Annotated in this window: 7 protein-coding genes and 1 pseudogene; all 8 read left to right on the plus strand. The window is 33.8% G+C overall.

Going from position 1 to position 12,570, the window contains the following annotated elements:
- The first annotated feature begins 37 nt into the window (after positions 1-37).
- The 8 genes and pseudogenes from trkA (at position 38) to ANASTE_RS00590 (ending at position 12,469) form a co-directional block, all read left to right on the plus strand.
- A complete protein-coding gene (trkA, locus tag ANASTE_RS00555; protein ID WP_007048901.1) occupies positions 38-1,393 on the plus strand; it encodes a Trk system potassium transporter TrkA in 1,356 nt (451 codons plus the stop codon).
- Between the two features lie 15 nt (positions 1,394-1,408).
- Complete coding sequence (locus ANASTE_RS00560; protein WP_007048902.1) at positions 1,409-2,848, plus strand: TrkH family potassium uptake protein; 1,440 nt, start codon at positions 1,409-1,411, stop codon at positions 2,846-2,848.
- An 18-nt stretch (positions 2,849-2,866) separates the two neighbouring features.
- Positions 2,867-3,628 (plus strand): DNA repair protein RecO, encoded by a 762-nt coding sequence (gene recO, locus ANASTE_RS11135; protein WP_007048903.1) that lies wholly within the window; start codon positions 2,867-2,869, stop codon positions 3,626-3,628.
- 28 nt (positions 3,629-3,656) lie between these two features.
- Positions 3,657-5,045 carry a glycine--tRNA ligase gene (locus ANASTE_RS00570; protein ID WP_039944547.1) on the plus strand — a complete coding sequence of 463 codons (1,389 nt, stop codon included), beginning with the start codon at positions 3,657-3,659 and terminating at the stop codon, positions 5,043-5,045.
- A 189-nt stretch (positions 5,046-5,234) separates the two neighbouring features.
- A complete protein-coding gene (locus ANASTE_RS00575; protein WP_007048905.1) occupies positions 5,235-5,750 on the plus strand; it encodes a hypothetical protein in 516 nt (171 codons plus the stop codon).
- A 90-nt stretch (positions 5,751-5,840) separates the two neighbouring features.
- Positions 5,841-8,480, plus strand: a pseudogene (ppdK, locus tag ANASTE_RS00580) (pyruvate, phosphate dikinase).
- A 539-nt stretch (positions 8,481-9,019) separates the two neighbouring features.
- Positions 9,020-10,867: a leucine-rich repeat domain-containing protein gene (locus ANASTE_RS11140; protein ID WP_007048908.1), complete on the plus strand. Its 1,848-nt coding sequence runs from the start codon at positions 9,020-9,022 to the stop codon at positions 10,865-10,867.
- 57 nt (positions 10,868-10,924) lie between these two features.
- Complete coding sequence (locus tag ANASTE_RS00590) at positions 10,925-12,469, plus strand: InlB B-repeat-containing protein (RefSeq protein ID WP_007048909.1); 1,545 nt, start codon at positions 10,925-10,927, stop codon at positions 12,467-12,469.
- The last annotated feature ends 101 nt before the right edge of the window (positions 12,470-12,570 follow it).

Here is a 12,570-nt window from a genome sequence, read left to right on the forward strand (position 1 = left end):
AATGGATTAAATCAAATATTTTTCAGGTAAGGTAATAATGGATATTATAATAGTTGGCTGCGGTAAAGTAGGAAGTACTATTGCCGAGCATTTAAATGAAGAAGGACATTCAATTGTCGTAGTAGATACAAAAGCGGATAAGCTTGAGATTTTAAGTAATAAACTTGATATTATGACTATCGAAGGAAACGGTGCTACAAGTTCTGTACTTATTGAAGCGGGAGTAGATACCGCGGACTTATTAATAGCGGTTACCAATCGTGATGAAGTCAATCTATACTGCTGTTTGATAGCAAAGAAATCAGGTGTTAAAAATGCAATAGCTAGAGTAAGAAATCCGGAATACTCCGAAGATATACATCTTATAAAAGATGATCTTGGTCTATCACTTTCAATAAATCCGGAACTTACGGCGGCAAGCGAAATGTCAAGGCTAATCAGATATCCGGCTGCAATAGAAATAAACAGATTTGCCAAAGGCGGAGCAGAACTTTATAAATTAAGACTTCCCTCTTTTTCAAAGCTTAACGGTAAGGCAGTTAAAGATATTTGCGGGATAGGTAAAAGTGATTACCAAATTTGTGCGGTGGAAAGGGAAGACGAAGTATTTATTCCTTCCGGAGATTTCGTTTTAAACAATTTGGATAAAATATATATTTTATCCAAGCCTAAAGATGCAATGAGGATGTTTAAAAGCTTTGATGTTCCTGTTGAGACGGGAAGGACAGCAATATTGGTCGGAGGCGGACGTATCGCAGTTTATCTTGCCAAACAGCTTATATCCAGCAATATATCCGTAAAAATCATTGAAGTCGATCCCGTTAAATGTGAGGAAATAAGCGATATCCTTCCAAATGCGACTATATTGTGCGGAGACGGGCTTGATAAGGAATTCCTGCTTGAAGAAGGTCTTGCCACTGTAGATGCATTTGCTTCTCTTACGGGGCTTGATGAAGAGAATATAATACTTTCTTTGTATGCTGCAAGCGTATCAAAGGCAAAGATAATGACAAAGGTAAATAAGCTTACTTTTGATAACATAATAGATAAAATGGAGATCGGAAGTGTAATAAGACCAAAGTATCTGACAAGCGAATATATAATCCAGTATGTCAGAGCCATTCAAAATTCCCTTGGAAGTAATGTTGAATCTTTATATAAAATAGTAGGCGGAAAAGCAGAAGCTCTTGAATTTGTAGTGCGTGAAGATTCCAAAGTGACGGGGAAGGAACTTGGAAAGCTTACCTTGAAAGAAAATTTATTGATTGCAAGTATCAACAGAAACGGTAAAATCATCGTACCGTCCGGAAATGATACTATAGAAATCGGAGACAGTGTCATAGTTGTTACGACACATAAGAAATTAAGAGATTTAACTGATATATTAAAATAGTTGGAGAAGTGATTTATGAACAAAGGTATGATCAAGCATATAACCGGCTGGGTATTTATACTCCTAGGGCTTGTTTTATTATTACCTATTTTAGTAGCTGTAATATACAAAGAAAATACATGGACTGCATTTCTTCTTACATCTGTAATAAGTACATTCATTGGTATCCTATGTATTATAAGAAAACCTAAAAATCAAACCATATACGCAAAAGAAGGGTTTTCTATCGTTGCATTAAGCTGGATTATCATAGCGGTGATAGGAGCTCTTCCTTTCCTTATAAGCGGTGAGATATCGGGGTTTTTTAATGCACTTTTTGAAAGTGCATCGGGATTTACAACAACAGGTGCTAGTGTAGTGGATAATGTAGACGCACTTAGTAAATGTATACTGTTTTGGAGATCCTTCATGCACTGGCTCGGAGGTATGGGGGTACTTGTTTTTATCATAGCGGTTATACCTTTAATAGGAGGGGGACAGAATATGCACCTTATGAGGGCTGAGTCTCCGGGACCCATGGTAGGAAAGCTTATGCCGAAGCTTAGAAGTACACCGATGATTTTATATGGGATTTATTTTTCGATGACAGTGCTTGAAATCATATTTCTCCTTTTCGGCGGTATGCCTCTTTTTGATGCTGTGCTAAACTCAATGGCTACTGCTGGAACAGGTGGATTTTCCATGACTAATGCCGGCATGTCGGCTTATAATACATATTGCCAGCTTATCATATCCATATTCATGATTTTGTTCGGGATTAACTTTAATGTTTATTTTCTTATTTTAGGTAAAAAAATAAAAGATGTACTTAAAAACGAAGAGGTGAGATATTATCTCATAATCCTTATTTCAGCTACGATTATAATCGCACTTAATATCTCCTCTCAGTTTAAATCAATGGGAATGGCCTTTCATCATGCTCTTTTTCAAGTGGCGAGTATTATGACAACGACGGGATTTTCCAGTGTGGACTTTAATTTATGGCCGGAACTTTCAAAGACTATACTAATTATTCTCATGTTTATAGGAGCCTGTGCAGGCAGTACCGGCGGGGGGATAAAGGTAAGCAGATTTATAATCGTATGTAAAGACGCGGTAAACGAGCTTTCTATGCTCATACATCCCAGAAGAGTAAAAGTAATGAAAATGGACGGCAAAAAAATAGAAAAGAAGACTTTTCATAACGTTTGCGCTTATTTGTTTGTATATATGATAATATTTATAGGTTCACTTCTTCTTATATCTTTAAATAATTATGACTTTTCTACGAATTTCAGTGCGATTGCCGCAACGATGAACAATATAGGACCCGGGCTTAACCTTGTCGGTCCCGCAACGTCATATAGCTTTTTATCGGATTTTTCTAAATTCGTTTTATCCTTTGATATGATAGCGGGAAGACTTGAATTGTTCCCTATACTGTTATTGTTTGCACCGGGAACTTGGAAAAAATAGTCATAGATAGGGGAAAATATGATAAGAGAATTTCATGGCATTGTACTTAAAAATATAAAGTTTTCCGAAAATGACAGGATCCTTACGGTCTTTACAAAAGAAAGAGGAAAGATAAGCGTAATGGCTAAGAATGCTGCTTCAAAGAAGAGTAAAGTCATAGCGCAGACCTCGACATTTTCCTACAGCTACTTTTGTTTGTATCCCGGAAAGAATTTTTATACTCTTAAAAGTGCGGATTATATAAAGAGTTTTCCCGGACTTCAAACGGATTTGGAAAGGCTTTCTTTCGCAAGTTATATTTCCGAGCTTGTAGATATTTTTTATGAAGATAAAATGGAAGAACCTATTACATTTAATTTAATAATTTATATTTTAGATTTACTTCAAAAAGAAAAATTGGAGAAGCTGTCTTTCATTACTCTTGCTTTTATGTTAAAATTACTTGGTATTTCGGGGATAATTCCTGATTTCAGCGGGTGCAGCATATGTTCTGCTACTAACGATGAATATTATATCCTTGATTTTGACAGCGGCAGCATCCTTTGCAGTAAATGTACAATGAAGCATTTCTCTATGAATAAGATTACTTCAAAGCAGCTTGATTTAATAAATAAACTTACTTATGTAAATGTGAATGATATCAAAAATATGAGTTTTGATGTATTTACTTTGGAAGAGTGCAATAATATGATTGTTATTTTAAACAATTATATAACATATACGCTGCATAGAAAAACAAATAGTTTTAAATTTCTTTCAGATATGTTAGAATTAAAATAATATGTGGTAAAAAAATGTGGAGGAAAAAATGATAAAGAGGCTTAGTTTAAACGAAATAATCAGTATAACGAAAATGAGAGGTATCATATTTCCGGGTTCGGAAATTTATGAAGGACTTGCGAACAGTTTTGATTACGGTCCCATAGGAACTCTTATTTTAAATAATGTAAAGAACGCTTGGTTTAAAAAGTTTATCCAGGAATGTCCTTACAACGTAGCTTTGGACAGTGCTATCCTTGTAAATCCCAAGGTTTGGGAAGCAAGCGGACATCTTAAGAATTTTAATGACCCTTTAATGGACTGTAAAAATTGTAAGGCTCGTTTCAGAGCTGATAAATTAATCGAAGACGATCTTGAAAAGAAAGGTTTGGATCCCAATGCTGACGGCTGGAGCAATGAAAAAATGGAAGGCTATATCGAAGAGAACAATATAGTATGTCCTAATTGCGGAAAGCATGATTTTACCGGTATAAGACAGTTCAATCTTATGTTCAAGACTTTCCAAGGTGTTACAGAAGACAGCGTAAATACTATTTATTTAAGACCTGAAACATGTCAGGGGATTTTTATTAACTTTAAGAACGTTCAGCGTTCTACAAGAAAGAAACTTCCTTTCGGTATAGGTCAGGTAGGGAAATCTTTCAGAAATGAAATTACTCCGGGCAACTTTATTTTCAGAACCAGAGAATTTGAACAAATGGAACTTGAATTCTTCTGTGAACCTAAAGATGAAATGAAATGGTTTGAATACTGGAGACAGTATTGTTTTGATTTCCTCGTTTCTCTCGGTATAGATAAAGAAAATATCAAGTTCAGAGACCATGCAAAAGAGCAGTTATCTCATTATTCGAATGCAACTACGGATATAGAATATAACTACCCGTTCGGCTGGGGAGAATTATGGGGAATAGCGGACAGAACGGACTTTGACCTAAAATCTCACGAAGAGTTTTCCGGTAAAGATATGAAATACGTTGATCCTATTACCAATGAAAAGTTCCATCCATATTGTATAGAGCCGAGTGTAGGTGCGGGAAGATTGTTCTTTACGCTTCTTTGTGATAATTATGTTGAAGAAACTTTGGAAGACGGTACAACGAGAAATGTATTTAAACTACATCCTTATCTTGCACCTTATAAAGTTGCGGTGCTTCCTCTTACCAAAAAATTATCAGAAGAAGCAACCGAAGTATACTCTAAACTTGCTAAATATTTCATGGTAGACTATGATGAAGCCGGAAATATCGGTAAAAGATATCGTAGACAGGACGAAATAGGTACTCCTTACTGTGTAACGATAGATTTCGATACAAAAGAAGACGGAGCAGTGACCGTAAGAGACAGAGATACTATGGAACAGGAAAGAGTAAAAATTGACGATTTAGCTGATTATATAACTAAAAAAGTTGAATTTTAGTCTTATTATCAATCAAAAATATAAAATTAAATAAAAAATATATATTACATCTGTCATATCGGTTAAAATTTATGACAGGTGTAATATTGTTTTAGGGGCTTTTTAGTTGTAATTATTAAAAAAATATAGTAAAATAAGAATATATTATTTATGTAAAAGTTTAAATAGGATATATAAGGAGTGTATAGTATGTCATTAAAAGAACGAATTGATATGCATAACAGGGAAAAAGCAGAAAGAAAACAAGCCAGACTCAGAAGAAGAGTGGAAAAGAAAAAGACGATAGAAGCTCTTACAATGGCTCAAATAGAAAACAGTGAAGATTTAGTCGAACTTTTTAAAACAACGGTAATGAAAAGGGCAAAATGTTTTGAAACAAAGGACTTTATAAATGCCAGGATCTATGTTCAGGATCTTAATAATATCACGGATTTTATGCTTAAAGATTTCGGTAAATACAAAGATATAATAGCAGAGCTTTCCAAAAGCGGTAAATACGAAGTTAAATATATATGCAGTGTAATATGTATAAAGACAGGCTTTAATACAAGGCAGGCAATAGATAACTTAAGAGACTTTGCAAAACGTAAGAAAGAAAACGGGGTCGTTGCTCACGAATCCAGAGAAATAATTAAAAGATATAATGAAAAGAGAATCCCGGCTTATGACGGTTTTCAGGTTGATTATAGTTATATAAAACGATAATATGCTGCTTCGGCAGCTTATTATATATATTTGCAGTTTTAAATTACTGTGTAATGTCATATAACATTTTATAAGGAGGATGGTAAAAAAATGTGTGCTAAAAAATTTGTTTATGCCTTCAAAGAAGGTGACGCAAGCCAAAGAGATCTACTTGGCGGAAAGGGAGCCAATCTGGCTGAAATGACCAATATAGGACTTCCCGTACCACAAGGTATCACTATAACTACGGAGGCTTGTATTGATTATTATAAAACAGGATGTGAAATCGATAAGGAAATAGTTGACCAAATTTATCAAAAATTGGCTGAACTTGAACAAATCACTGGAAAGAAATTTGGAGGGACTGATAATCCATTGTTGGTTTCCGTGCGTTCCGGAGCAAAAATTTCTATGCCGGGGATGCTTGATACGATCCTAAACTTGGGACTTAATGATGTAACGGTTGAAGCTTTGGCTAAGAAGACTGGCAACGAAAGATTTGCATATGACAGTTACAGACGTTTTATACAAATGTTTTGTGATGTTGCACTTGGTATGAATAGAAATCTTTTCGAAGATATATTGGAAAGCAGAAAAAAACAGCAAGGTTATAAATACGACACCGAGCTTACCGCTTTTGATTTGAAACAAATCGTAAAACAATATAAAGATTTATTCTTAGACCAAAAAGGATATAAATTCCCTGATGATCCAAGGGAACAATTAATGGCAGCTGTTGAAGCTATATTTAAATCTTGGAACAATCCTAGAGCTATAGCTTACAGAAAATTAAATGATATACCAAATCGTATCGGTACTGCTGTAAACGTTCAATCAATGGTTTACGGTAATATGGGTCAAACATCCGGTACTGGTGTTGCTTTTACTAGAAATCCTGCTACGGGTGAAAATAAGATATTCGGTGAATTCCTTATGAATGCACAGGGTGAAGATGTTGTTGCAGGTATCAGAACTCCTCAGCATATCGAAACTTTAAACGATGTAATGCCGGAAGTTTACGAAGAATTTGTAAACGCTTGTAATTTACTTGAAAATCATTATTTGGATATGCAGGATATTGAATTTACTATCGAAGAAGGAAAGCTTTATTTCCTACAGACTCGTTCAGGAAAGAGAACAGCTCAGGCTTCTTTGAAAGTTGCGGTAGATATGGAAGAAGAAGGTCTTATCACAAAAGAAGAAGCTTTGCTTAGATTGGACCCTACTACTTTAAATCAATTATTACATAGAGGTTTTGACCCTGACGAACTTGCTAAAGCAATCCCGCTTACTAACGGTCTTCCTGCTTCTCCTGGTGCAGGCTGCGGTAAGATTTATTTCTCTGCCGAAGACGCAGTCGAAGCAAAGGAAAGAGGAGAATAAGTTTTACTTGTCAGAAAAGAAACATCTCCTGAAGATATCGAAGGTATGAATTCTGCCAACGGTATTTTAACAGCTACAGGCGGTATGACATCTCATGCGGCAGTTGTTGCAAGAGGTATGGGTAAGTGCTGTGTTGCAGGTTGTGAAGCCGCACATGTAAATGAAGAAGAAAAATACGTTGAAATCGGCGGAAGATTATTCTATGAAGGATATTATTTATCCATAAACGGTTCTACTGGTAATGTATATGAAGGTAAAATAAAAACGGTTGACGCTGTTTTATCCGAAGACTTTAATAAAATCATGGCTTGGGCAGACGAAGTCAGAAGACTTGGTGTCAGAACAAATGCTGATACAGTAAAAGACGCTACAGTTGCGGCTAACTTCGGCGCAGAAGGTATCGGTCTATGCAGAACAGAGCATATGTTCTTTGAAGCTGACAGGATTTTTGCATTCAGAAAAATGATTTGTTCCAAGACATTGATGCAAAGAGAAGAAGCACTTTCTAAAATCCTTCCAATGCAGAAGAACGATTTTAAAGGCTTATTCAAAGCAATGGGCGGAAAACCTGTTGTTATAAGACTTCTTGATCCGCCTCTACATGAATTCCTTCCAAAAGAAGATGATGATATCAAACAGCTTGCAAGAGATATGGATATGACCTATGAAGAATTATCTGCAAGAGTAAACGAACTTCATGAATTGAATCCAATGCTTGGTCACAGAGGATGCAGACTTGCGGTTACATATCCTGAAATAGCTGCTATGCAGACGAAGGCTATTATCATGGCTGCTATCGAAGCAAAACAGGAAGACGGACTCGATATCACTCCTGAAATCATGGTTCCTTTGGCTGGAAGTTATTTGGAACTTAAATATGTAGTAGATAAAATAAGAGAAACAGTGAATGAACTATTCAAAGAAAATGGTATCAGAATAGACTATAAAGTAGGTACTATGATTGAAATACCAAGAGCTGCCCTTACTTCCGATCAGCTTGCGAAAGTAGCTGAATTCTATTCTTTCGGAACCAATGACTTAACACAAATGACATATGGTTTCAGTAGAGATGATGCCGGTGTTTACATTAAAGAATATCTTGAAAAAGGTATTTTCCCTAAAGATCCATTTGCTACAATCGATACCGAAGGTGTCGGTCAGCTTGTAGACATGGCTGTTAAGAAAGGTAAGAGTGTAAATCCTGAACTTCACTGCGGTATATGCGGTGAACAAGGCGGGGATCCAACGAGTATCGAATTCTTCGACAGCGTAGGACTTGATTATGTATCATGTTCTCCATACAGAGTTCCTATAGCAAGGCTTGCTGCCGCACAGGCAAGGATCAAAAACGATAAGAAAAATAAATAGATTTAAAAGAGACGTTTCGTAGGAAACGTCTTTTTTATATAATTGAGTGATTTTAAGTTATAAAACTATAATATGGAAATAAGGACTTTTACATTATTTTTTTTTCATCCTGATGCTCATTTGCTTCTATAAGTCTTCTTCTTATTATATGTTAATGAACTGTTAAACCTGATATAAAAGAAAACATTCTGTGGATATGATATTTTGAATAGTGTTCTTCTTTTGAAATACTATTAAGCTCAAGTTTTTCTTCCTTTAAATGTTCTTATATACATTTTATTACTTGTTACTTCAATAATTATTAATCGTTTTTTATACCTCGGTATTATATTAATATATTAAATTTAAAAATATGTCATTTATCTTGATGTTATTTGTACTTTAAATTGATGCAAAAGCATAAAATATTCAACCTTTTAATCAAATATGAATAATATGGTATTAATTGTTAATTAAACTATGGTTATATATTTGATTATTTTCATATTAAGTGTTATAATTATGTAACCAAAGTATGATCGAATTAAGGGGATATACAAATGAATAATTATTTAAAGAAGCTTTTAGGTGTGATGTTGACTTCGTTATTTTTTATTAGCGTCAATGTTACGCCTATTTTTGCGGAAAGCTTAGTTAATGATGATATAAAGATAAATGATAATATCACAGAGAAAAAGGATGGGATATCTTCATCATCAAATGATATTGATGAAAATACTAATCAGGACAAAATAACTGATTATGGTAATAATAAAATAAAAGAGGAAAATGAAGATGACTCGGTTAAAAATAATTTATCTGAAAATTCTTTAAAAGAAAATGATAAAAATAATACAAAAGAAGTAAATAAAACGAAGAAGTATTCTTTGTCGTCTATAAATGATTATGCGGTTCCGAGTGAAAGTGATTATAATTTTTCGTCTGGAAAGATAACAGGGCTTAACAGCAGTTATATAAACGGTCTAAGTGATGAACAAAAGCTGAATATCAGACTTGAGATACCCGAGAGTATTAATGGTATAGCTGTTACTTCAATAGGTGATAATGCTTTTAAAGCGTCGAATTATGCCAATTGTAAAATTACTTATCTAGATTTATCAAATTGTAGTAATCTTACGAGCATAGGAAGCTGGGCGTTTTATAGTGATACTGTCATGGAAGGAAATTTGGTATTTCCAAATACGTTAACAACTATTTCCGACCATGCTTTTGATGGATGTAAAAGTCTTTCTGGTTCTCTTACTATACCTGATTCTGTAACGACTTTGGGAACTTATGCATTCAGCGGATGCTCGTCAATGACCGGACGCTTGACTTTATCAAATAATTTAGCTTTAATTCAAAATTACGCATTTTATAATTCCGGATTTACGGGAGAGCTTATTATACCAAACGGAGTAAGTTCTATAAATAACAGCGCATTCAGACAATCAAACAGCTATGACGGTTTTACTAAAGCTGTAATTCCCGAGGGTGTGACCGTAATAGATGCTACAGCATTTTCATATCAAAATGCTCTGTCAAAAGTTATACTGCCAAAAAGAAGTTTGACTAAAATAAATACTTCCGCATTTAGATATACCGGATTGACCGGTGCTTTTGTTATACCCGATTCCGTACAGACGATTGCGGCAACTGCTTTTGCGTCTACAAAACTAACTACGGTTTATATACCCGATAATGAATACTCGGTTTTAAGCGGATATGTTGCATCAAGTACGTTTTCAAGCTGCAGTAATTTGACTGCCATAGTATGCAGTTCTTCGAATTATACCAATATATATAATACGCTTGCAAGTTCTGATAAACCTAAACTCGGATATCCTGTAACCGTAACATTTAATGATGGAGATAACGGAAGTTATGACAGCATAGAAAGATTATACAATCATGCTTTAAATTTTGTACAAAATGAAGATGATACTTATTCAATCGATACTTCATATGAACTTCCTAAAGTGACAGGAAATGAAAGTAAAAAGTGGGCATTTTCTTCTACTGCTTTGGAAGGGGTAAACGTAAGTACCAAAGTCACATCTTCTACTCTCTATGCAATAGAGCCTTTAGCCGATCCGACTTTTTCTTTCAGCGATCATATTGACGCTGTATATGACGGTAATGCTCATATTATGAAAGTAACCGCTCATCATCCTTTATATAAGCCTATTGGAGAAGCTGAAACAGGTGATGTTGTATTTTATTATACTTGGCGATATTCTACCATTACTTCGTCATCTAACGAGCTTGCGGGTTATGACAAAAATGAATTTTCTATTACAAATGTCAGAGAACCGAGATTTGCAATTTCATGTGACGTAACTATTCAGTCGTGTATAGTAAATGGTACTAAGGCTACTGTGTTTAATACTCAAAAGCACTCTTTTTAAATATTATTAAAACAAGCTGAACCGATTGTAAATCCTATTTTTGATAATAAAGTAGATATGACGGTCACAAAGGATTTACCGGAAATAAAACTTAGCGATAATGACACCAAAGGTGTTATAAGTTGGGATGAAGGACAGACTATAAAAGAAGGATTAAATGAATATAATTGGACATTTATTCCTGAAAACAATGTTCACGGGATATCCGATTACAAAACCGTTACGGGAAGTGCCAAGATAGAAGGTGTCGATAAAAAAGATTTTATAATAAATATTTCTTCGGGTGAACATGGTAAAGTTTCTCATATGGGAAATACAATCGTTACTCATGGGGATGATTTTACTTTGACTTTTACTCCGGATAAAGGGTATAAATTGGGAAGTTTAAAATTAGATGATAAAGATGTTACCTCTGAAGTTAAAGATGATAAATATACATTAAGGAATGTTCAAAAAGATTATGATATAAAAGTAAGTTTTGTAAAGTTATGCTGTAATGATGTTGAAGACATGATAGACAATCTTCCTGATGTTCATAATAATAATGAGCTGACTGAAAGTGAAGTTGATGATGTTTTGGATACAAAACTGAACTATGAAACATTAGATGATAATTCAAAGGGAAGTTTAACATATGAGAAGAAACAGGAATTATGTGAAGCGTTATTGAAAGTTCCTCAAATATATTTGGAAGTTAAAAATATAAATAAGGAAATAAATATTAATGATAGTTCTCTTCTATTAGATAATTTAACTTCTGATGATATTAAGATATTAAAAGACGACCCCGATACAAAAATAAGCATGAGTTTGGATATTAAAAAGGTAAACTCAAATAATAGCTATCAAAACATAATCAATAAATCTGTAAAAGATATAGATATTTCAAATTACTATGATATAAGTATCAAGAAAGATGTTATATCCGCAGGGGGCAATAATAAATCTTTAATTATATCTAACTTAAGTTATCCTATCAAACTAAGTTTTGATATACCTAAGGAATTATTATCAAGTAAAAATACACTTAGGGAATTCTTTATTATAAGACTTCATGAAGAAAACGGTATTCAGAGTGTAGATATGCTAAAAGATGAAGATGATATAGAAGGTACCGTAACAGTAAGCAGCGATAAATTCTCGGTATATGCCTTATCTTATAAGGATAACGAAACAGTATCGAAATTTACTGTCAAAGCTTCTGCATCAAAACATGGATCCATTTCACCGAAGGGGAATGTAGAAGTCAAAAAAGGTGAGAGCAAGACATTTTATATAAATCCCGATATAGGTTATAAAGTCGATTATATTCTTGTAGACGGTGAAAAATGTAAGGCAGAAGAAAAATATACATTTAAAAATATAGATAAAGATCATAGTATAAAAGCCGTGTTTAAATCTATCGGCAGTGAAATGGTGTCAGTTTCCGATAACAGTAAAAATACTAATAATAACAAATTAAATACAAATGGCATTTACACAGATAAAATCAATACAGTAGATACAAGCGACAGCAGTAATATTTTTTTATACGCAGGTATTTGTATTGCATCACTTATTGCAATTTTAGCAATAATAATATATAAGAAAAAGCATATTTAATTAAATGAAAACAGAGTCTTTAATCGACTCTGTTTTTATTGTTTATATTTTTGTATAAGGGTAAAAATTATGTTATTATTAAATAAATATCGTAAACATTA

This window comes from Anaerofustis stercorihominis DSM 17244 (genome assembly GCF_000154825.1).
Lineage (GTDB): Bacteria > Bacillota > Clostridia > Eubacteriales > Anaerofustaceae > Anaerofustis > Anaerofustis stercorihominis.